Source organism: Ferdinandcohnia sp. Marseille-Q9671, assembly GCF_976954385.1.
This window is the reverse complement of the sequence record NZ_CDRJTA010000004.1, coordinates 758,871-781,395: the sequence shown is the minus strand read 5'-3', so window position 1 is coordinate 781,395 and position 22,525 is coordinate 758,871. Positions and strand designations below refer to the sequence as shown.

The 22,525-nt window shown below is 37.0% G+C and carries 22 protein-coding genes and 1 pseudogene; 8 read left to right on the top strand and 15 right to left on the bottom strand.

The annotated features are described in order from the left end of the window. Nucleotides 1-13 precede the first annotated feature (13 nt). Nucleotides 14-1,282 carry a sialidase gene (locus ACWNMY_RS19125; RefSeq protein ID WP_449539839.1) on the bottom strand — a complete coding sequence of 423 codons (1,269 nt, stop codon included), beginning with the start codon at nucleotides 1,280-1,282 and terminating at the stop codon, nucleotides 14-16. 271 nt (nucleotides 1,283-1,553) lie between these two features. Here ACWNMY_RS19125 and ACWNMY_RS19120 point away from each other — a divergent pair, with 271 nt between their 5' ends. Together ACWNMY_RS19120 and ACWNMY_RS19115 are read left to right on the top strand one after the other, a co-directional pair. After that, complete coding sequence (locus ACWNMY_RS19120) at nucleotides 1,554-1,790, top strand: IDEAL domain-containing protein (RefSeq protein WP_449539838.1); 237 nt, start codon at nucleotides 1,554-1,556, stop codon at nucleotides 1,788-1,790. Between the two features lie 98 nt (nucleotides 1,791-1,888). Continuing rightward, nucleotides 1,889-3,037: an aminotransferase A gene (locus ACWNMY_RS19115; protein WP_449539837.1), complete on the top strand. Its 1,149-nt coding sequence runs from the start codon at nucleotides 1,889-1,891 to the stop codon at nucleotides 3,035-3,037. 30 nt (nucleotides 3,038-3,067) lie between these two features. Here the strand turns inward: ACWNMY_RS19115 and ACWNMY_RS19110 are convergent, their stop codons facing one another. The 3 genes from ACWNMY_RS19110 to ACWNMY_RS19100 form a co-directional block, all read right to left on the bottom strand. Beyond that, the gene (locus ACWNMY_RS19110; RefSeq protein ID WP_449539836.1) at nucleotides 3,068-4,930 is read right to left on the bottom strand and encodes a PAS domain S-box protein; all 1,863 of its coding nucleotides are present in this window, start codon (nucleotides 4,928-4,930) and stop codon (nucleotides 3,068-3,070) included. A gap of 291 nt (nucleotides 4,931-5,221) precedes the next feature. After that, nucleotides 5,222-5,404, bottom strand: a complete 183-nt coding sequence (locus tag ACWNMY_RS19105; protein WP_449539835.1) for a hypothetical protein — start codon at nucleotides 5,402-5,404, stop codon at nucleotides 5,222-5,224. A gap of 609 nt (nucleotides 5,405-6,013) precedes the next feature. Then, entirely contained in the window at nucleotides 6,014-6,901 is an 888-nt protein-coding gene (locus ACWNMY_RS19100) for an NAD(P)-dependent oxidoreductase (RefSeq protein ID WP_449539834.1), read from the bottom strand. Between the two features lie 177 nt (nucleotides 6,902-7,078). Between ACWNMY_RS19100 and ACWNMY_RS19095 the strand changes: the two genes are divergently transcribed. Then, nucleotides 7,079-7,177: a YjcZ family sporulation protein gene (locus ACWNMY_RS19095; protein WP_449539833.1), complete on the top strand. Its 99-nt coding sequence runs from the start codon at nucleotides 7,079-7,081 to the stop codon at nucleotides 7,175-7,177. A gap of 107 nt (nucleotides 7,178-7,284) precedes the next feature. Further along, nucleotides 7,285-7,368 (top strand): annotated as a pseudogene (locus tag ACWNMY_RS19090) (YjcZ family sporulation protein); the annotation flags it as partial. A gap of 61 nt (nucleotides 7,369-7,429) precedes the next feature. Here the strand turns inward: ACWNMY_RS19090 and ACWNMY_RS19085 are convergent. Beyond that, nucleotides 7,430-7,645: a hypothetical protein gene (locus tag ACWNMY_RS19085; protein ID WP_449539832.1), complete on the bottom strand. Its 216-nt coding sequence runs from the start codon at nucleotides 7,643-7,645 to the stop codon at nucleotides 7,430-7,432. Nucleotides 7,646-7,740: 95 nt separating this feature from the next. Between ACWNMY_RS19085 and ACWNMY_RS19080 the strand changes: the two genes are divergently transcribed. After that, complete coding sequence (locus tag ACWNMY_RS19080) at nucleotides 7,741-7,938, top strand: DUF5370 family protein (protein WP_449539831.1); 198 nt, start codon at nucleotides 7,741-7,743, stop codon at nucleotides 7,936-7,938. A 54-nt stretch (nucleotides 7,939-7,992) separates the two neighbouring features. Beyond that, nucleotides 7,993-8,661: a GNAT family N-acetyltransferase gene (locus ACWNMY_RS19075; RefSeq protein WP_449539830.1), complete on the top strand. Its 669-nt coding sequence runs from the start codon at nucleotides 7,993-7,995 to the stop codon at nucleotides 8,659-8,661. Nucleotides 8,662-8,705: 44 nt separating this feature from the next. Here ACWNMY_RS19075 and ptsP read toward each other — a convergent pair whose 3' ends face one another. The 4 genes from ptsP to glcT form a co-directional block, all read right to left on the bottom strand. Beyond that, nucleotides 8,706-10,424 carry a phosphoenolpyruvate--protein phosphotransferase gene (gene ptsP / locus ACWNMY_RS19070; RefSeq protein ID WP_449539829.1) on the bottom strand — a complete coding sequence of 573 codons (1,719 nt, stop codon included), beginning with the start codon at nucleotides 10,422-10,424 and terminating at the stop codon, nucleotides 8,706-8,708. Beyond that, entirely contained in the window at nucleotides 10,424-10,690 is a 267-nt protein-coding gene (locus tag ACWNMY_RS19065; RefSeq protein WP_449539828.1) for a phosphocarrier protein HPr, read from the bottom strand. The genes ptsP and ACWNMY_RS19065 overlap by 1 nt, the downstream gene beginning before the upstream one ends. Nucleotides 10,691-10,704: 14 nt before the next feature. Further along, nucleotides 10,705-12,798: a glucose-specific PTS transporter subunit IIBC gene (ptsG, locus tag ACWNMY_RS19060; RefSeq protein WP_449539827.1), complete on the bottom strand. Its 2,094-nt coding sequence runs from the start codon at nucleotides 12,796-12,798 to the stop codon at nucleotides 10,705-10,707. Nucleotides 12,799-12,954: 156 nt separating this feature from the next. Next, complete coding sequence (glcT, locus tag ACWNMY_RS19055) at nucleotides 12,955-13,797, bottom strand: glucose PTS transporter transcription antiterminator GlcT (RefSeq protein ID WP_449539826.1); 843 nt, start codon at nucleotides 13,795-13,797, stop codon at nucleotides 12,955-12,957. A 216-nt stretch (nucleotides 13,798-14,013) separates the two neighbouring features. Between glcT and ACWNMY_RS19050 the strand changes: the two genes are divergently transcribed. Further along, nucleotides 14,014-14,811: an HAD family hydrolase gene (locus ACWNMY_RS19050; protein ID WP_449539825.1), complete on the top strand. Its 798-nt coding sequence runs from the start codon at nucleotides 14,014-14,016 to the stop codon at nucleotides 14,809-14,811. 125 nt (nucleotides 14,812-14,936) lie between these two features. Then, a complete protein-coding gene (locus ACWNMY_RS19045; RefSeq protein ID WP_449539824.1) occupies nucleotides 14,937-15,062 on the top strand; it encodes a hypothetical protein in 126 nt (41 codons plus the stop codon). Nucleotides 15,063-15,117: 55 nt separating this feature from the next. On the opposite strand, the gene ACWNMY_RS19040 is transcribed toward ACWNMY_RS19045, so the two are convergent. The 6 genes from ACWNMY_RS19040 to ACWNMY_RS19015 all read right to left on the bottom strand — a co-directional run bounded on the left by ACWNMY_RS19040 (nucleotide 15,118) and on the right by ACWNMY_RS19015 (nucleotide 22,388). Further along, nucleotides 15,118-16,341, bottom strand: a complete 1,224-nt coding sequence (locus ACWNMY_RS19040) for a hypothetical protein (protein WP_449539823.1) — start codon at nucleotides 16,339-16,341, stop codon at nucleotides 15,118-15,120. Continuing rightward, nucleotides 16,331-17,515 carry a hypothetical protein gene (locus tag ACWNMY_RS19035; RefSeq protein ID WP_449539822.1) on the bottom strand — a complete coding sequence of 395 codons (1,185 nt, stop codon included), beginning with the start codon at nucleotides 17,513-17,515 and terminating at the stop codon, nucleotides 16,331-16,333. Before ACWNMY_RS19035 ends, ACWNMY_RS19040 begins: the two co-directional genes overlap by 11 nt. After that, complete coding sequence (locus tag ACWNMY_RS19030) at nucleotides 17,515-18,465, bottom strand: AAA family ATPase (RefSeq protein WP_449539821.1); 951 nt, start codon at nucleotides 18,463-18,465, stop codon at nucleotides 17,515-17,517. The genes ACWNMY_RS19035 and ACWNMY_RS19030 overlap by 1 nt, the downstream gene beginning before the upstream one ends. Nucleotides 18,466-18,586: 121 nt before the next feature. Beyond that, nucleotides 18,587-19,849: an ATP-binding protein gene (locus ACWNMY_RS19025; RefSeq protein WP_449539820.1), complete on the bottom strand. Its 1,263-nt coding sequence runs from the start codon at nucleotides 19,847-19,849 to the stop codon at nucleotides 18,587-18,589. A 303-nt stretch (nucleotides 19,850-20,152) separates the two neighbouring features. Further along, a complete protein-coding gene (locus ACWNMY_RS19020) occupies nucleotides 20,153-20,908 on the bottom strand; it encodes a VOC family protein (RefSeq protein ID WP_449539819.1) in 756 nt (251 codons plus the stop codon). A gap of 97 nt (nucleotides 20,909-21,005) precedes the next feature. Next, nucleotides 21,006-22,388, bottom strand: coding sequence for an L-cystine transporter (locus tag ACWNMY_RS19015; protein WP_449539818.1), 1,383 nt, complete (start codon nucleotides 22,386-22,388; stop codon nucleotides 21,006-21,008). Nucleotides 22,389-22,525 lie beyond the last annotated feature (137 nt).

Genomic DNA, 22,525 nt, shown 5'->3' with positions numbered 1-22,525 from the left:
ATCACTGCCCAAGTTAAGCTTTCCACTTATGAATTAACTGATCTTTATCTCCTTTAGCAAAAACATCTATTCGATTTCGGCCCCATGAAGCTGAAGAAGGCTCAGAAGTTAATGTTCCACCGAGATCAACCCAATCATTCCAACGACTTCCATCCCAATTTTTATAATAGAGATGGTCATTCGTACCTTTCACAAATACATCAATATTATTTGGTTCTCTGGAAGATGCAGCTGGACTTGATGTTAATTGTCCGCCAAGGTCTTCCCACTCACTCCAGGATGAGCCATTCCAATACTTGTGATATAGCGCTCTATTTTGCCCGCGGCCAAACACGTCAACTCGATTTGGTCCCCACGAAACAGCCCCTGGAGCAGAAGTCAGAATGCCACCTAAATCTTCCCACTCACTCCATCTCGAACCATCCCAATAGATATGATACAGATGACGATCCGTACCCCTGCCAAACACATCAAGTCGATTTTCAGACCAAGATGCTACTGCGGGGGATGAAGTAAGTACCCCACCGAGATCCTCCCAGTCACTCCAGGAAGAGCCATTCCAATACTTGTGGATTAATTGCTGATTCTCTCCCCTTGCGAAGACATCAACTCTGCCAGGTCCCCATGAAACTGCTGCTGGAGATGAAGTAAGGGTCCCGCCAAGATTTTCCCAATCTGTCCATCTCGAGCCATCCCACATTCGATGATAAAGAACTCGATTTCTTCCACGAACATAGACGTCAAGTTGATTTCTCCCAGGAACCGCCACAGATGGACCAGACGTTAAGACGCCTCCCAGATCCTCCCATTCGCTCCAACTCGATTCTGGTGTGTATCCAATATTTTCATAGGTTAGTCTAATGATTGCCTTACTTACCCTTTCAATCTCTTGATTTGGAATCCGATAAGGTGCCAATACGACAAATAACCAATTCATTTGATTACGGAACGCTTGGTACGTGCGATTTACCTTTTGGTCAAGTGACCCGGAATATTGATTTTGTGTCATCACGGTAAACATAACCAATTGCATGGCAAAATACTGAGATATCCTACGGGTAACATTATACTCTGCTAATTTGTTGTATTGTGGTGCAAGTTTGTCTCGTACTGCACCCCACACTTGTTGAAAATCCTCCATCTGTCTACTGTTTTGATTTTGTAGTGGAGTATTTATATAATATGCTTGCTGATAACCATTCGCTGGATGGTACGGGTAATAATAGTGAGGAACTTGTCGATAATAAGGATTCATTTGGTATCCACCATATGGTTGATTCATATACGGTACCTCCCTTTCAAAACGTCTTCATATCATATTATGAGTATGAGTAGGAAAGTAACCCATTTTTTCGTATTCTCCAACATATATACAAGCGAGAAGTAGTATGTTAAGTTCTGATATATCTAAATTTTCTAAATAATGCTTTACTTTTTTCATTTTTGCCTTCATAATGGAAAGACAACTAGAAATTGAAATGTTTTCCTACGATAACATGATTCTAGTTGTACATTTCGTGAAGTACGTGAAAAAATTGAAGGAGTGATTAGCAATGGACCATTTGAACAAAGAGCAAAAAAACGAAGTAGTCGTTATTTCTGAAATGCCTGATGAAGAAATCTATGAAAAGGTAGCCGAAATGGTTCTAAAACAATCACAGGCCTCCTTTAAAAAAGAACGATTGCTACAACAAATTGACCAATCACTAATTGATCGAGATGAGACATTATTTATGGAACTTACAAAACAATATAATATGTTATTGTCACAATACAGCTTTTTGCAATAACCATTGGCTAGTGCTATGCACTAGTCTTTTATTTTGTCTATATACATAATTGAAATCATGATATTATTGTGAGACAAGGAAAGAAAGGAAGGATTCAGTTGGAACATCTACTTAATCAATCTGCAAGAAACATTGAAATCTCAGGGATTCGGAAATTCTTTAATATGGTATCTGACTATGAGAATGTAATCTCCCTAACAATCGGACAGCCTGACTTTTTTACACCAGAGCATGTTAAAGCGGAAGCGAAAAACGCAATTGACCAAAATTACACTTCATACACCCATAATGCTGGATTTCCTGAACTTAGAAAAGCAGCGACACATTTTATCAAATCAAAATACAATCTTTCTTATGATTATGAAACGGAGGTTATTACAACTGTCGGTGCTAGTCAAGCGCTAGATATAGCCTTCCGTACAATTTTATCTCAAGGCTGTGAGGTAATTCTTCCTGGGCCGGTGTATCCTGGATATGAACCATTGATACGATTAGCTGGTGCAACTCCAATCCTTGTGGATACAACTCATAATGAATTTCGTTTAACAGCTGAATTAATTGAAAACAATATCACTGATAAAACGAGATGCATCGTACTTCCCTATCCGTCTAATCCAACAGGCGTTACCCTTTCTACGCATGAACTTGAGGAAATTGCATCATTGGTAAAGGGTAAAGATATCTTCATACTATCTGATGAAATCTATAGTGAACTAGTATTTGACGGAAATCATCACTCGATAGCTACATATTTACCTGAGCAAACAATCGTTATTAATGGTTTGTCAAAATCACATTCTATGACTGGTTGGAGAATAGGTTTTCTGTTTGCACCTGCATTTATTACCAAACATATTCTTAAGGTACACCAATACAATGTTTCTTGTGCCTCCTCCATATCACAGAAAGCTGCTTATGAGGCATTAACAAACGGGATCAACGATGCAGATGGTATGAAAGCAGAGTATGTAAAGCGAAGAGATTTTGTATATCAACGATTAGTTGATATGAACATTGATGTCGTGAAACCAAACGGAGCATTTTATTTATTTCCTTCTATCAAAAAGTTTGGGCAACCATCCTTTGATTTTGCATTAAACCTTGTGAAGGAAGCAGGTGTTGCTCTCGTACCTGGGAGTGCATTTTCCCCTTTAGGAGAAGGGTATGTCCGACTGTCCTATGCATACTCCCTTGATACATTAGAAGAAGCTTTACATCGACTTGAAGGATATATCATGCGAAAATAAATTTAAAAAAACGATGGGACCAAGTTTTGGTTACATCGTTTTTTCAATTACTCTTGGCAGCATGATTTCGAAGGTAGTTCCTTCATCCTCTTTGCTATCTACGGATATTTTCCCATTATGGTTTTCAATTATATTATAACTGACCATAAGTCCAAGCCCAGTCCCTTTTTCTTTCGTCGTATAAAAGGGCTCTCCAACGCGATCCAAAATGGTGCTCGGAATTCCACAACCCTCATCAATGAAAAAGGTATAAATGGAATCTTTCGTTACAACAGTTCGAATAAAAATATTTCCCCCATTCTCCATCGCATCGATCGAGTTTTTGATAAGGTTTATAAACACCTGTTTGATCTGATTCTCGTCACACGTGATGATAGAATCCTCATTTGCAAAATCAATATTTATTTGAATGTTTTGTAGATTCGCTTGGGTATCAAGTAATGTAATTACATCACGTAATATCGTTCGAATATCTTTATTTTTATACTTAACCTCAGATGGTTTCGCTAGTAACAAAAGCTCACTTAGAATCAATTCAATTCTATTTAATTCGGAAAAAATAATGTCAAAGTAATTCTGTCTATCTTTTATTTCAGCATTAAATAATTGCAAAAATCCTTTTATTGCTGTTAAGGGATTTCTTATTTCATGCGCAATTCCTGCTGCAAGCTGTCCGGCAATTGACAGTTTTTCAGATTTAATCATTAACTCCTCTGCTTTAATTCGATCTGAAATATCACGAATGATAACCTGTACCGCAGACTCGCCAAAGTAGGTGGTTGGAATTCCGATTAATTCCGTGTATACCTGAGTTCCCTTCAATGTGTACCATGACTGTTTACTAAAATTAATTTCCTTTTTTTCCGCATGTACAATATCAATAAAATCTCTAACTTGTTGGTGATTTTCTGGATGTAGAAATGTATATATGTTTTTACCTAACATTTCAGTGTAGCTATTTGCCCCAAACATTTTTACCCCTGAGTCATTAATAAAGACCCAGTTATTCTGAAAAATAACAGCAATTGTATCGATTGAATTTTGTACAATTCGTTGGTATCTTTCGCGACTTCGATGAATGATATCATGAAATGATTTACGTGAAGAAATATCGTGTAAAACAATGTATTCATATATCTCATCATTCACATAGAGTGGGACTTCCTTTACCTCAACGAAAATATCTTTCTTGTTCTCTTTTTTCCACTTTTGTTCGATAATTCCAACACGAAAACCATTCTGTAACTGTTGGATTCGTTTTGTAACCACCTCGTGAAATTCATGATCGATAAGCTGATGTATAGAGTTTCCGATTACCTCTTGTGGCTTTTTAATTTCCAATAAAGATATTAGTTCTTTGTTTATATAAACGATCCGACCCAACTTAGAAATAATGATCGGGAATGGCGCCTCATCAAGAATAACGGAAGCATCTAATAATTGATCCGGGCTCATCTCAACATTTGGAATCATTTTTGAAATAAGACTCGTATGAGTACCATCATCAGCGTCAGTACAATTTGAAGACTCTACGATCAATTTCATTTTTAAAAGAACCTCATCATAGGTAGTGGAACTAGTGTGATAGATAGGTTCAATTGTTGTTTCAAACCAGATATACTCGCTAGTCGTTCTCTTAACCCTTAATGTACAGGTTAGGCTACTTTGTTTATTAAAAAGGAAACTTTCCAGCATAAAGCGATCATCATCATGAATGATATCTTTAATAGAAGTTCCGATTACCGTTTCCTTTGCATAACCAAGAGTCTCCTCACAATTATTTGAAACATATAGAATTTTCCCATTAACAGTTACTGTTAATACAAGATTTACAGCAGCCTGTCCGTGGGATAAGTGTTCGGGCAACACACTTACCTGATTTTCTGTTTTCATGTGATTCCCCCTCTCCCTACTGATTATTTTTTTGTACAAAAACGATATATATATAAAGGACCTTAGATTCTTTTGTAGAAGGTAAAATATATGCTTAACCCAGAATTTTACTATACTATTACATTAATTTAGGCTTCAACCCATATCCATAGGTAGAAAGACCTGTTTTAAACAATTTTAAAGAAAATTCGGCAAAGTTCAATTTCCAATTTCGACATTTCATTTTTTATAAAAAAAATCCAGGTTCAGTTTTAGAACCTGGATTGTTGATACAGTATATTTACTTATTTATTAAAGTCCACCTTGATATTTTCCATCATTTTTAGAAGCCTTTTCTTTTTTCGCTTTTTTCTTATGCATTTGATTTGCAGCATGACTGCCAAATTCTTTACCAAATTCAGAGTCAGTTACAGCTGAATCAAAACCTTTTTTATTTTTCTGCTCAGGATCATTCTTTTTCGTACGTTTAGCCATGGTATTTGTACCCCCTTAGAAAATAATCATAGTTATTGTCTGCCTATCGGGGATTTTCTATACCATTTCTACTCGTCTTATCGTTTTACAAGTTGCAATGAATAAGTTATGAGAAAAAGCCTCTGACGGGATTCGAACCCGTACTCCTTTCGTAAGCATAGGCTAGGGGAGAACACGCTTCCCTACGGAATTTCACCGACAGGAATTTCACCTGTCTCAGCTTAGTTGCTTTTCGGTGCTTCTGAAACCCTTGCCTTGCGACCCGGTTCTACAATGTTTTCCGGCGCTCTTCCCTTCTAGAGCTACAGAGGCGTATATATCCAATATATGCAAAATAACTCATCGAATCAACCTAATCTTAACGAAACTAGCTTTTGTTCCATTAAAGGAATAGATCTTCAAGTCGATTCAAAAGCACAATGTCCTCCGATTGAAAGATGAAACGCAATCTAATGTAAATAATATAGTTAAAATGCGATTCTCATTGTCAATTTGGGATTCGTTTAAAGTTTAAAAACGATACTCCATTCTAAGAGTATCGTTCCGTCGTACTGCTATAAATTATATAAAATTATCTTTAGAGAGTTGGATTTAAATAGTGACTTACTATTAGTCCCATAGTTTGTATAAAGCTTGTGTTCCGCTATTCTCTTCTCCCTTCTCAGCCAATTCATCATACATTTTTTTCGCAAGCTTTAGTCCAGGCGTTTCCATTCCCATAGCATTTGCTTCCTCAAGTGCAATCCCCATATCCTTAATAAAATGCTTAATAAAGAAACCAGGTTCAAAATCTCCTGCAATCATCCTTGGTGCCAAGTTACTTAGGGACCAACTACCCGCCGCTCCAGTAGAAATACTTTTTAACACTGTTTCAGGATCTAATCCAGATTTTTTAGCATAAGCCATTGCTTCACTAACACCGATCATATTGGATGCAATCGCAATTTGATTACACATCTTTGTATGTTGTCCGGACCCAGCTTGTCCTTGATAGACGATATTTTGTCCCATCATTTCAAGGAGAGGTGTACAAGCGTCAAATACTTCTTTATCTCCACCGACCATTATGGCCAATCGTGCTTCCTTTGCCCCAATATCCCCACCAGAAACTGGTGCATCTAATGAGTACATTCCTTTTTGCTTCGCCTGTTCATATATTTTTACAGCCAGGGAAGGTGTTGAGGTTGTCATATCAATAAAATATGTACCTGGCTTCGCATTCGCTAAAAGACCATTCTCTCCTACATACACTTCTTCCACATCATATGGATATCCAACCATCGTGATCACGATATCCGCTTCTTTAGCAAGCTCTGCAACTGACTGTTTCCAAACTGCACCCTGATCGACAAGGTCAACTGCTTTTTCCTTTGTACGAGTATAAACGAGTACCTTGTATCCCTTTGAAAGAATGTGTCCAGCCATACTTTTCCCCATTACACCTGTTCCAATAAAACCCACTACTGTATTCTCTTGTGAAATATTTGAATGATCCATTTTTTCATCCCCTTTTTGTTTTATCATATCATATCTAAAAATAGTCACATCTAAAAGATAGCTTGTCAATGTAGAGAAAGAATCTTTTTAAAAAATATAGGAAAATTGGGGATTTGTACCTTACGAAAACTGTGTACTTTCCATAGGATATAACAAATAGATATGGAGGTGTTCTAAATGAGTGGAGGAAAAGGCGCAGGATATGGAGCAGGCTTTGCTTTGATTGTTGTATTGTTCATTCTATTGATCATTGTTGGAGCTGCATATGTGTATTAAATTCTTTAATTAATTTTGAAGATTAATAATAAAAGAAGAAAGGGAGATGTAAAATGGGCTATTGTGGATACGGAGGATATGGATACGGCGGCTACGGTTATGGTGGTGGCGGCTACGGTTTTGGATCAGGTTTTGCGTTGATTGTAGTATTGTTCATTCTATTAATCATCGTTGGAGCTGCTTGGTTCTAAAATAACCATAAAATTAAAAGAAACCAGCAACTAGAAAAAGTTGCTGGTTTCTTGATGTTTCTTACTTGTCCCCTTCGAAAAACTCACCAAACTTCTTCATTTCTTTATCAACTTCAGGTTTTATATGAAAAGGGTTTTTGGGCTGAGTCAGATTCTCGGGATTCACATCAGATCGTACTCCCATCTTTTCCCCGCCTTTGTCATCATTTATAACCCCTTCATATCTTCCATCAAAATGCGGATCTCGTGCATGATAATCTCGATCATTTCTTTGCATGGGTAACTACCTCCTTATGAATTAAATTGTCATGTTTTGTGAAAAATATGTACATTTCGTATAAGTAAAAAACCAAATTTAAAAGGAGAGATTATATGGGAGCAATTGAACGTGATGGCTATCGTTTTGAAACAGAATATAGTGTTATTAATCAAAGAGGAGCTGTCCATGTGTATCGAGAAGGTGAATTTGTAAAAGAGTTACCATTTTCTTTTACTGGTGAACAGCCCGAACCTGCCTTACTTGAAGATGTAGTGGAGGCATTTTTTGTCACCAACCAAAAATGTGAATAGTTTTGCTTCTCATCCTCTAAAATGTAACGTAAAATGTGGATGTGAGGTGATAGCATGTTTCATAAAGAAGTATATGTTTTTGCTGAGAATAAACCTAAAAAAGCAGTAATCCGTAACTATGGTGAGAATGATTTTGATGACCTAATTCGCGTTCAACAAGAAAGCTTTCCCCCACCATTTCCTTCTGAATTATGGTGGAATAAAGAACAATTACATAATCATGTGACACGTTTCCCTGCAGGTGCCCTTTGTGTTGAAATTGATGGAAGAATATGTGGTTCAATGACAGGTTTAATTGTTCCTTTTGACCCAGACCATCCACAGCATACGTGGGAAGAAATCACAGATAACGGATATATTCGAAATCACACAACCAATGGGAACACTTTATATATCGTTGATATATGCGTGAGTCCCGCTTACCGTAAATATGGCTTAGGAAAATGGTTGATGCAGTCGATGTACGAGGTTGTTGTACATTTAAATCTCGATCGATTACTGGGTGGTGGACGAATTTCCGGATATGCGAAGCATGCAGAAGATATGAGTGCTCAAACTTACATTGAAAAAGTAGTTGATGGTGCATTAAAAGACCCAGTAATAACATTCTTACTACGCTGTGGTCGTACTCCTGTACAACTCATTGAAAACTATCTCGAGGATGAAGAATCCTGTAATTATGGATTATTAATGGAATGGAAAAATCCTTTCAAGCAAGCATAAAGAAAACGAGTCTAACTCTAATAAAGTCAGACTCGTTTTTATTTTTAGTTCATGAAATTTGCTTTAACAAACTCCACAACCTCTTCTGTTGTACTCATAGAAAGAATCTTATCTTTAAAGCTTTCGATCTCTGCTTTAGATAGCTTTTTAATTTGAGTACGTGCAGGCAAGATAGATGTTGCACTCATACTAAATTCATCTAGTCCAAGTCCTAAAAGGATTGGAATTGCAATTGCGTCTCCTGCCATTTCTCCACACATACCTGTCCATTTGCCTTCTTTATGAGCTGCTTCAATAACCATTGAAACGAGGCGTAGGATGGATGGTGAATATGGCTGATAAAGGTAAGACACCCGCTCATTCATACGATCAGCAGCCATTGTATATTGAATTAAGTCATTTGTTCCAATACTAAAGAAGTCAACTTCTTTCGCGAATTGATCCGCCAATACAGCAGTTGACGGAATTTCAACCATAATTCCAATTTCAATTGAATCAGAAACTGAAGTTCCATTTGCAATAAGCTTTTCTTTTTCGTCAAGTAAAATTGCTTTTGCTTGTCTAAACTCATCAAGTGTAGCAATCATAGGGAACATGATTTTTAAATTGCCGTGTACACTAGCTCTTAGTAAAGCTCGTAGCTGGGTACGGAAAATATCCTGTTCCTCTAAGCAAAGACGAATTGCTCTAAAGCCCAAGAACGGGTTCATTTCCTTTGGTAGGTTTAAGTATGGAAGTTCTTTATCCCCTCCAATATCAAGAGTACGAACAACAACTGGCTTTCCTTCCATTTTTTCAAGAACCGTTTTGTAAGATTCGTATTGCTCTTCTTCTGTAGGTAGTTGATCACGGCCCATGTACAAGAACTCTGTTCTATATAGCCCAATCGCTTCTCCACCGTTTTCTAAAACTCCCTTTACATCTTCTGGTGTTCCGATATTTGCTGCAAGCTCTACATGTTGCCCATCGCTTGTGACAGTTTTTTCATTTTTTAATTTTGCCCATTCTGCCTTTTGTGCTTCATATTGCTCTTTCTTTTGACGGTACTGAGTTAACACTTCTTCTGAAGGATTAACAATAACATCCCCATCGAGTCCATCTACAATGACCATCACGCCATTTTCAATGTCTGAGGTGACTTTTTTTGTACCCACTACTGCTGGAATCTCCATAGATCTTGCCATAATAGCAGAGTGTGAAGTACGTCCACCTATATCAGTTGTAAAACCTTTAACATAATTGCGGTTTAGTTGAGCTGTGTCAGAAGGAGTTAAGTCCTCTGCGATTATAATGACTTCTTCTGAAATCATACTTGGATTTGAGATTGTAACACCCAAAAGATGTGCTAATACGCGTTTTGTAACATCACGAATATCTGCAGCACGTTCTGCCATATATTCGTTTTCCATTCCTTCAAACATCGTAATGAACATAGATGCAACTTCATGTAAAGCGAATTCAGCATTTACACCTTCTGAGCTTATTTTATCTTTAATTGGTGAAATAAGCTCAGGATCACTTAAAACGAGAAGATGAGCGGAGAAAATTGCAGCTTTGTCTTCCCCTAGTTCTTCATTCGCACGATTTTTTATAGCTTCTAATTCTTCTTTTGATTGGTTTACTGCTTCATCAAAGCGTTTGATTTCAGCATCTTTGTCACTGATTATTTGTTTTTCTACAGTTAAATCAGGATGCTCTAATCGAAAGCTTTTTGCTATTGCAATTCCTGCTGAAGCAGCAATTCCTTTTATGATTGTTGACATTATTCACCAAGTCCTTCTTTTTGAATAGTTTCTGTTAGAGCTGCAAGTGCTGCATCTTCATCTGAACCTTCAGCAACAATTTTCACTTCTGCACCCTGACCAACACCAAGGGACATAACACCCATAATTGATTTCAAGTTAACGGACTTCCCATTATATTCTAAATGAATATCTGAGTTATATTGTCCGGCTGCTTGTACTAAAATAGTTGCTGGACGTGCATGTATTCCTGATTCACTCGTAATTTTAAACGTTTTTTCTGCCATTTTGCATTTCTCCTTTATTGTGTAATTGAAATAATATTTTCTTGTTTTGCTTCAACAGTACCTTGCTTGTTAATGGTGATTTGTTTGCCTTCTTTTAAATTCGTAAAGACAATTGGAGTCATTAAAGATGGTACATGTTGTTTTACATAATTTATATCAACTTTTAGGAGAGGTTGTCCTTTTTCAACATCGTCCCCTTGGGTAACCAATGCCTCAAACCCTTCTCCTTTTAAGTTAACTGTATCAATACCAAAATGAATTAAAATTTCTCTACCATTCTGAGTCTCAAGACCAATCGCATGCTTTGTAGGAAACAGATTTACAATCTTTCCTGCAGCAGGTGCTACAACTAATCCTTCACTTGGGAGAATCGCAAATCCATCACCCATCATTTTGCCCGAAAAGACTGCGTCCGGTACGTCTGTTATTGGGTGTATTTCACCTTTAAGAGGCGAAACAAATTCATCAAGACCAAGATTATTTTCTAATGGATCAGGCATGACATCTTCAACCTGCTCCTTCACTTCTATTTCTGGTGATACATTACTTGGAGTCGGAACTTTGCCATCCATTATATCTTTTATCTGAGATTTTAACGTATCTGATTTGGGCCCAAAAATCGCTTGAATATTATTCCCAATCTCTAAGACCCCAGAAGCACCCAAACTTTTTAGTCGATCCTTATCCACTTGCTTACTGTCATTAACACCTACACGTAATCTTGTTATACAAGCATCAAGGTGTGCAATATTTTGCTTTCCTCCCATTGCTTGAAGAATATTGTATGGAAGATCTCCTGATTTTGCTGCAGCTTTTGTTTCTACTGCATCCGCTGTAACATCCTCACGACCAGGAGTCTTAAGGTTAAATTTACGGATTGCAAAACGGAAACCAAAGTAATATATCAAAGCAAGGATTAAGCCGACAGGAATGACTAACCACCAATCAGTTCTACCTGGTAAAACTCCGAATAATAGGAAATCTATCACTCCACCCGAGAAGGTCATTCCAATCTTCACATCCAATAAATGCATGGTCATGAATGATAGTCCAGCAAAAATCGTATGTATTCCGAATAGTACTGGAGCAACAAATAGGAATGAGAATTCTAGTGGTTCTGTAATCCCAGTTAAAAATGATGTTAATGCTGCAGAACCCATAATCCCTGCGACCATTTTCTTTTGTTCTGGTCGGGCTTCATGGTAAATAGCTAATGCTGCAGCAGGTAATCCAAACATCATGAATACAAATTTCCCAGTCATAAATGTACCTGCTGTTAACTCAACACCATCTCTGATTTGTTCGAAGAAGATTTTTTGATCTCCGCGAATTAATTCTCCAGCAGCATTGGTATATTGTCCAAATTCGAACCAGAATGGGGAATAGAATATGTGATGCAAGCCAAAAGGTATTAATGCACGTTCAATAACCCCAAAAATGAAAGCCGATAAGGTACGATTTGAATCCACCATAAAATGAGAAAAAGCATTAAGACCCGATTGAATTGGCGGCCAAATAATAATCATGAGTAATCCTAAAATCAAAGCAGATACAGCTGTGACAATAGGAACAAAACGCTTACCTGCAAAAAACCCTAAATATGAAGGTAATTCTATTGTATAAAACTTATTATACATATAGGCTGCGAGTATACCAACGATAATACCCCCAAAGACACCCGTTTGCAGGGTAGGTATACCTAAAATATATGCATATGAAGGATCTGAAAATCCAGTTGTAACAGGATCTTGACCCGTTATCGTTACTTTTGAGGAGACATTTAAAACAACCCCCATTGTAACATTTAAAATAAGATATCCTATAAATGCTGCTAATCCGGCAACTCCTTCTCCACCTGCTAAGCCGATTGCTACACCAACAGCAAATAAAAGGGCGAGATTATCAAAGACAATTCCTCCCGCTTGCTCCATAACAGTCGCAACAAGTTGAATCCAATCTGTTTCAAGAAATGGCAAGCGCTTTATTAAATTTGGGTTCTGAAAAGCATTACCAAAAGCCATCAATATACCAGCAGCTGGAAGGATAGCAACCGGTAGCATCAATGCTTTTCCGACCTTTTGTAGTGTGCCAAATATGTTTTTAAACACAAATATACCTCCTTTTTATTTTTCTGTGATACACGCATTAAAATAAAAAAGGCATGAGCAAATAATGACGAAATATGTATAGGGATAGATTACCCTAGATACATGATTTCAATCATTATAAACTCATGCCTGATCGTATCAGTAACACGTAAGAATTTATTTGTTTTTGGTTACAATCCGTTGAAGATGCATGGTCAAGTACACCGCCTCTGCATCATAAACCTTTGTCTTCAATGCTTGTTGCATCACCTTAATCACTTTCCAGGACAGATTATAGCATATTGGATATTCTTGTTTCAAGACTTTTTTTAAGCTCTCAGGTTCTTCAATAATTTCCCCTGATTTTACCCGTTCAATGGTATACCGTAAATGGCGGATTAGCCTTAAGAAATTGATGCTATCCCGATCCAAAGAGACATTCAATGATTTTTCAATGATTGCAATGATTTGTCCGATTAACTGAGAGTGTTGATTAACCTCAGATAGAGTTCGATTTGAAATAGCACTATGAATGTGTAAGGCAATAAAGCCTATCTCACCTTCTGGAAGCAAGACCCCTATTTTGGTATAAAGAATTTGGACAACTTCCTCCGCTATCTCATATTCGGTAGGATATAATGTTTTTGTTTCAATCAGGAATGGGTTCGAAAAATCTAATCCCTGCTCCATTCTCTTTATTGCAAAAGAAAGGTGATCCGTTAATGCAATATGTATATGCTCATTAAGCTGACCTTCGACTCTACTTTTAATATGATGTATGACATCATTCATCACTTCAATAAAATCTTCGTCAACTTGAGAAACGAGCATTTTATATTGTTCTTGTTCTTTTTGATTTTTTAAAACAAAAATTTTCTCAGCTTTATCTGGAGAAATTTCTTCACCCTGCTTCTTTCCAAAACCAATACCTTTGCCGATTAAAACAACCTCTTGAAAGTTGGAGTGGGCCGCTATAAGTACATTATTATTTAATACTTTCTTTACTTTATAGGATTCCATACTAATTCCCAGCTCCTTAATACTTATAACTAACTTAACCCATATATCTTACTAATCATTTAAGGTGTAAGTCAATTATAAAAGGCTTACAAAAATTGTTTTTGGATGATGTTGACAATAGTAGAAAGTGTAAAGGTACAATTCTTTTTAGATTTCATGTATAATGGCACAATATTGAAATTCACCTATAAAAAAACAAAACATAGAGGTGTTAGCATGATTAAACTGATTGTAAGTGATTTAGACGGGACACTACTACAAGAAGACAATACCGTTAAACCTAAAGACGCAAAAGCCTTAAATCAAGCTTTACAAAGTGGACTTCAAATAAGCATCGCAACGGGTAGAATGGATACTGAAATAAAAGAAGTCTTAAAATCAATCGGACAAAAATTTCATCGAATTAGTCAAAATGGAGCATTTGCATCAACTATTGATGAGAAGTCGATTTTTTCCCGTACATTCTCATCAGAAATTGCCGAACGCATTTATCAAAAGGTATTAGATCCTAGATTCGTAACAATTGTCTGCAATTATGATACAAATTTCACACATGAAAACAATGAGTATGTCGAGGATATTCAAAAAAGGATGTTCCACCCCATTATCATTGACGGAGAAATCGGGACGAAATTTAACGAAATCAAACCATCAAAGATTACCTTAATTGGACTTGAAAATGATATTTTCGCTATTCACCAAAAACTTTCAAATGAATTTATGGATGAAATAGATTTATACATTTCAGAAAAGCATGTTTTGGATATTATGCCAAAACAAATTAGTAAGGGGAATGCAATTAAAAAGCTACTGGAGGATCTATCTTTAAACCCAGATGAAATTGCTTGTATCGGTGATTCTTTTAACGATATCCCAATGTTTCAATTAACGCCTTATAGTTATGTCATGAGCCATGCACATGAACTGGTAAAAAAGGAAGCAAATTATATAGTTGATTCTGTAGCTGAGGCTGTTGAAATGGTAATAAAAGAAAACAGTAAGCAGAGTGTGTAACCCTTCTCACTTTCACAATAGCAAAGACCCGAATCGTATATTTGGGTCTATTTCATGTTCATCATTTATATGATAGTGAGACATACTATTTATCGAAGTATTGTTGGAAAGGAGGTTGTTAGATAATGGCAAAAAAAGGTAGACAAAACAAGGTTAGCCAAGAAGTTGCAAACCCAAACGTGTCTCATAACGAGGAATTTGGTGAGGAAATTGGAGGAACACCTAAAAAACAAAAAAAGAAGAAGAAATAAACGAGTTTTAATAGAACGAAAAAGAACCTATCCGCTAGGTTCTTTTTTTAATCCACTATTTTCTCTTCGTCCTCTTCAGACTCTTTATTTTTTCTTTCAGTTGTTTCACAATTTCCTCGCAAGCCAGGTTTTCTTCTGTAGATAATTCTTCATCGCCATATCTGACTCTCCCGTACATCTCTGTAAGACGTGTATCTAGAAAATTGGTTCGTCCCAACCATTCTGTTACACTCTCATAATGGTATCTGCCTAAATCGTACTGCGACGCGAGCACTTCTAGTTCAAGAAGTAGTTTACGAACTTTCGCTTGAGGAGTTTGACGCTTTGGTCTTATCCACTTTCGTGAAGTTGTTGAAATAGATTCGGTCACAGTCGAATACTCATATGCTTCCACAACCGCTATGGGTTCCTTTATAAATCTCTTTCTAGCTACTAAAAATACTAGTAGAGCCAGGATAATTAGACCAATAATAGAAAGGTAAAACCAGATATCAAAACTCCCAAGAGCCGCGAGAAACGGATTTTTCTGCTCAGTGTCTTCCCAATTTAACGTTCCCACACTTTCTCCTGAGGTCCTTCTTGAAGAATCAATATCCTCCACTGCATTAAAAAGTGGCCTTGAAATAAAATATAACCCATTTCCAACAATCGACATAATTAGTGAGAGTACTTTTGCAAACACAATTGGAAATACAACAGCTAAAGCTATTGCGCTTACAAACAACCCACTAATTAAACCAAAGACTGACCAAGATTGCTTTCTCATGTCTATTTTTTTCATGACAAGTGAACTATTTACCACATTATTGCCAATTTTTCCGATAAAAAAGAAGAGCAATTGCGAAAGCAGTAAATACAAAACAATATCGCTATAGATATATCCTTGTACACGTGCTGCAAAATAGATCAGACCCCCAATCAGTAGACTCCCATTTAGGATCATTGCTTCTGTTAACTTTGGAGTCTTATGAAAATGAACGATTACCCGGTAACAAACGACTGCTGCAATGACGAGACTTTCTCCAAACCCTACTCCCATTTCACTACTAACAAGAGCAAGAAGTGGTACTACAAGCATGATAAATACATACGGAGTATTTGTCTTCATTAATGATAATAAAAGAGTAATTAAGATTGCCCCCACACCTGTAAGAAAAAGAAATGGCAGGATGGGCGGTAGCATGTCTGTATGGATATATAAAAGGTTCATTACAATATAGAGAAGGATGACCTCCATTACATACTGATACGACTTAAGTAAAGCTAGACTAAATCGCACGGGAATCCGCCCCCCACTCAGATGCTTTTTGTAAGTAGATTGTTTCCTCATTCTCGAAAAGCGTAAAACAACCCACACCTTTTCTTGCAAAACCACGCAACAAGAGTTGTTCGTTTTCCTCTAACTCCCCAATCATAATTATATAAGGTGAAAGTAGCTGCTGTCTTTGAATACCATGAATCATAAAATGAAACGGTATCGTAACACTATGTTTACTAAGTCTAGCAATCAATTCTAATGCTTTTGCAAGATGTTCCTTCCCCGTTCCAAGGGGTAAATGAATAAAAGGTGTTTTGCCAGCTCTTCTAACATTTACGAAAACCTCAAATGGAATATTCTTTACTGTTGCAGTTTCAAGTAAGTACGTTAACCCACTCAAATACTGTTCTAGCTTTGATTCACGTACATTAATGATAACAGTCCACGAAAACTGTGCTGTTTTATCGAAAAGCTTTGTTTGAAGAGTCGTTGTCCTTGCACTAGCCTTCCAATGAATCCGGTTAAACGGATCTGTTGAAACATAACCTCTCGTACCAACAATTGCAGTCTTGTCTTCATAATAAGAACTACGAATACGGTAGTCACCTTGATTTTTCGGGATGATTTTCTCAATTCCTCCGACTGTCTCAGGGGACGAATAAATAATTGTTTCATAGTCTAATGGCTTCGTATAATGTAAGTATACTTCGCCAAACCCAAATAAATGGGGAATTCTAACCTCCAGTGAACGAACCTTTGCTACTCCCCTCAACCGACCTTCAAATGGAAGAGTCAGGGTATAGGATTGCCTACCTAAAAGGGTAATCGGCAATGAAAGTTCGATCTGTTCTGTCTCTAACATTTTACGCTCATCCTGAAAGCCAATTACATCATCAACGGTGAGCCGAATCTGCCCATTGAAAATGGGCAAAAGGCCCTCCTGCTTAAAAGTGAGAGAAAACTCACTTTGTTCACCTTTAAATAGCTTGATAGATTCCTTGTCGATTGAGACGCCCATTTTATGACCTATATGTTTTAGATAAAATCTATTAGCGTAGACAAATACTAAAAATAAAACCCCAACAAAAATAAGTAAAAATACTTGTGAAATAATCCCTACAAGAATCATGACAGATGAAAGAAAGGATAAATACGATAGTTCATTTCCAATCGATATTTGTCGTTTCCAGTTCATTACTTAACAGCTCCAGCTTCCACCGGAACGGTAACCGTAGCAAGTAGCTCTTGAACAATCTGGCGATTGGTTTTCTTCAATGAACCCTCCATAGTTAGTACAAGTCGATGAGCGATTACATATGGAGCCATAAATTTAATATCTTCTGGTGTTACAAACATCCTATCTTCTAGATATGCCTTACCTTGGGCAGCCCTCATCAGCGCTAGAGCACCCCTTGGACTCACACCAACCTCCACATCTGCATGTTCTCTTGTTGCATGAACTAACTTCAGCAAATAGTCCTCTACATCACCAGAAAGAGATACCTGTTGAACTTCCTCTTGCATCGCTTCAATTTCTTCCTTTGATAGAACCTCTACAATGTCCTCAATCGGATTATTTTGACGATATGCTCTCATAATTTGTTTTTCTTCTTCAAAGCTTGGATAGCCTAAATCAATCTGAACAAAGAAACGGTCCATTTGAGCTTCTGGAAGTGGAAATGTCCCCTGTTGTGATTCAATTGGGTTTTGGGTTGCGATTACAATAAACGGTCTAGGAAGTCGTAATGTCTCACCATCGATGGTAACTTGTCTTTCCTCCATAACTTCTAATAAGCTCGATTGTGTTCGTGGTGTTGCACGGTTTATCTCGTCTGCTAATAGTATATTCGTCATAACTGGACCAGGACGCAGTTGAAACTCTTGTTCCTTAGGGCTAAAGAACTGTATCCCTGTAATATCACTAGGAAGAACATCCGGTGTAAATTGTATCCGTTTAAACGTACCACTAATAGATTTCGCAAAACTTTTCGCAAGCATCGTTTTCCCTGTTCCTGGTACACTTTCTAGTAAAATATGACCTTTATTGATAAGTGAATTTAATACTAGTTCAATGACATGATCTTTCCCAATAATGACTTTTCCAATATTTTCTTTCATTTTACGAACATTTTCTTTTGTAGACATAAAAGCCTCCCGTTTTCTCCAAAGAGTAGTAATACTATGATAATTTAAATTTATCAAAAATATCACGATATTCCAACATAAATATAGAAGGAGATGAAAGTCTCCTTCTAGTTATGGGGTTTTACTTTTTTGAAACTGGAAGAGAAATCATTACTTTTGTACCAAATCCTACCTTACTCCTGATTGTAAATGTTCCCTTATGGTCTTGAATAATTTTATTGCTCATCGTGAGTCCAAGTCCCATTCCCTTCTCTTTTAAGGTAAAAAAAGGCTCGCCAATTTTTTCAAGTCTCTCCTCCGGAATCCCTACACCTGTGTCAATTACTTCAATATAAATTGTATCGTGTTTCATATGAGTACGTATTTTAGTCTGTCCGCCATCTGGCATGGCATCTATTGAATTCTTTATCACATTTACTAGTACTTGAATTAATTCATTTATATCGCCATAAAGAATAGAGTGTTTTGCATCATTCTCTACTGTTACTTCCACATTGTGAAGAATTGCTTCATGTGATGTGAGCTTAATGACGTAATCAATTAATTCCCCAACTTCAAATTCTTTCATGATTTTACTTTGTGGTTTCGAAAATACCAGCAGTTCGCTTACAATTTGATTAATCCGGTCTAGCTCAGAAAGAATAATATCAGAAATGTGAGAGGTGGAATCATTTTTTTCCCGTTGCAACTGGACAAACCCTTTAATGGTTGTAAGAGGGTTTCGAATCTCATGGGCAATTCCTGCGGCTAGCTCACCAACAACTGATAGTTTTTCTCTTCGTAGCGCTAGTTCCTCAGCAGCTTTGACGTTTGAAATATCCCTTCCAATTGTGACAAGCCCCGACCTTTGCCCTTCTTCATAAAGAGGCACTCGAATGACATCAAAAGTTCTAACCCCCCCACCAGGTATAGGTACAGATTCCTCGATTCTTGTCGTACTTCCCTTTTCCCAAGCCTCCTCATCAGAAAGTGAATTATGTAATAATGTTTCTTTAAATTCCGGATAAGACTCCGCTATTTCACGGTCTGTTTTATTTTTAAAAATTTCTTCCCGAAGATGATAAAGTTCCTTCCCATATTTATTAACGCGGAGCCATCTTCCTTTTCCATCTTTAAAACTTACAAAGTCCGGCATAGCATTAATCAAAGTTGATAATTCATTTTGCTCTTCTAATGCTCGGATATATGCATCATGTTTTTTTATAATAAGGTGGATAAGAACTGTAGTAAATATAACAAAAAGAAATCCTTTGCCAATTTGAAAATAGTTATCGTTAACTGATGGTATTCTATCGATCAATACCTCAGAGGAAGCAATCCAAATAAGACTTACTAATAGATAAATGTATAACAGGTTCTTCTTTATAAAATGTTTAAAGGACATGAAAACAGCACCTCAATGTTAATTTGACAAAGTGATTTAATTGTTATATAATTAATTTTTGTTCCCTATAACTTCAAAACATAATTTTTATATATAGATAAAGTAATTTTCGTTTTATCTTTTACATTTGAGAAAGACTTATTCACACTGGACCGGCTTCGGAGCCGAAAGGACGAAAGAGAGGTAGGGCTTTCGTTGTGTAAGATTTTCAAATCTACCGCGGCAATATAAATTAAATTATGAAACAGAGTTACATGTTACGCCCAAGCATGAAAAACCAACCGTACGTTACGGTTGGTTTTTTTAGTATAGTTGATACATCCCCCCATGCAGATGTAGTAATTTTTCCTTACTTGGAGAAATACCGATTACATATGGCCTTTCCCTCTTTGATTGATTTGTAATGCTAAAAAAGATTTCAATTGAATCAAATTTTACTTTCTTAGCTTCAACTTGATATCCAGGAATCAATGCATCACTAACAGTTCCGTTGAATGTTTCAGCCCAAATGGCAGCAGTTTTATCCGGATCTTTTACCGAATAACCGATGTATGTAATTTCCTTTCCATCTGGTACATAAAGTTCTTTAGAAATTAGTTCCTGCTCTCTCGTAGTATCCTCATCGCCCCACTCGATAAAAAATGGCATAGTAGAGGTATGTTCAATAAAGAGCATGGACCATTTTAGGAGAGTCCCATCTGGCCGTTTCCTAGAGCCAGGAAAAGGTCCAATTGTTTTGATTCCTTTGTGTGTAAGTTCAAGTTGAACATCCTTTATAGAGGAAGTTCGAAATGCAATGTGGGAAAGACCTTCCCCATACTTATAATCGGCTAAGAGATGCTGACTAAATGGGTGATTCGATGCTCTCGTTACATCTAAATGCTTGATTCCAATCCATTCGATATAAGCAAGGTTTTTAAAATAACTCAATGTATTATATGTCCCCCAACTTTCATGGTTTCCGCCATTGGTAGTATGAAAACCACTCTTACGAAATGACTTCATCGCCTCCCATGGATCTTCCACATAGTGCACAACATGATCAAGTAAAATTTCCAATCTATCATCTCCTAACCCTATTTCCTAAATAGTATCATGGTATGAGGAACAAAAAGTATAAAAAAATAAGACCCAAAAGTGGGCCTTATCTTTTCTATTATGCACCAAGTTCTTGTGTTGGACTTGTGTAAACTTCTGTATCTAGCTCTTTTGTAACCTTACTTGTTAGAACACCTGCTGTCATACTTCCACTTACGTTAAGTGCTGTACGACCCATGTCGATGAGTGGTTCAACAGAGATTAGAAGACCAGCCAATGCAACAGGTAAATCAAGTGCAGATAATACGAGGATGGCAGCAAATGTTGCACCCCCACCTACACCAGCAACACCGAATGAACTAATTGCAACAATCACAACTACTGTGAAAATGAATGCCGGGTCTAACGGATTAATCCCGACTGTTGGAGCAATCATGATTGCAAGCATGGCTGGATACACACCCGCACATCCGTTTTGACCAATGGATAGTCCAAATGAACCTGCAAAGTTTGCAATTCCTTCTGGTACACCCAAGTCATTTGTTTGAGCCTTAATATTAAGCGGTAATGTACCCGCACTTGAACGTGATGTGAATGCAAATGCTAATACCGGGAATGCCTTTTTAAGATATGTGAGTGGATTCAACCCTGCTAGCGTTAGTAACAAAAGATGGATGGCAAACACGATTAATAGTGCGACATAGGATGCAACAACAAATTTACCAAGCTTAAAGATGGCAGCATAATCACTTGTAGCTGTCACACGTGTCATAATCGCTAATACACCATAAGGAGTCAATCGTAGGATTAATGTCACAACGCGCATGACAACTGAGTAAATCGCATCGATTATTTTAGCAAATAGTTCTGCATTCTCTTGATCTTTTCTCCTTACTCCTAGAAAAGCGATCCCGATAAACGCCGCGAAAATAACAACGGCTATTGTTGATGTTGAACGAGCACCTGTAAAGTCTAAGAATGGGTTAGCTGGTAATAAATCAACAATCTGATCCGGGAACGTTCTGTCTTGTATTCCAGCATACCTTTCGTCAAGCGCTGCTCCCCTGGCTGTTTCTGCTTCTCCTGCTTCAATTTGGAAAGCTTCTAAATCAAATGCAACTGTTGTACCGATTGCAACAAGAGCTGAGACAGCAGTGGTACCTATTAAAATCCCAATAATTAAAACACTAATTTTTCCAATATTGTTCGCCAATTTCATCTTAGTAAAAGCAGCCACGATTGAGATAAAAACAAGTGGCATGACAATCATTTGTAACAGTTTTACATACCCATTCCCAACAATATTAAACCAACTAATCGACTCGGTTATAACCTCCGAACCAATTCCATAGATGAGTTGTAGCACAATACCAAATACAATCCCTAAACCTAATGCTGTAAATACTCGTTTTGAGAATGATACGTGTTTTCTTTGCATGAAGAATAATAAAACTAATAATAAGACCATTGCCACGATATTCACAATACCAAGTAAACTCATATGAATAAACCCCCTTTTATATCAATGTATTAAAATATAATTCCTTTAGACCTATTCGTCAAGTAGGATTTTTAATATTTCGGAAAATCTAATATGTAGAAGAAAAAACGCCTAGAATATTTTATTCTAGACGCCAA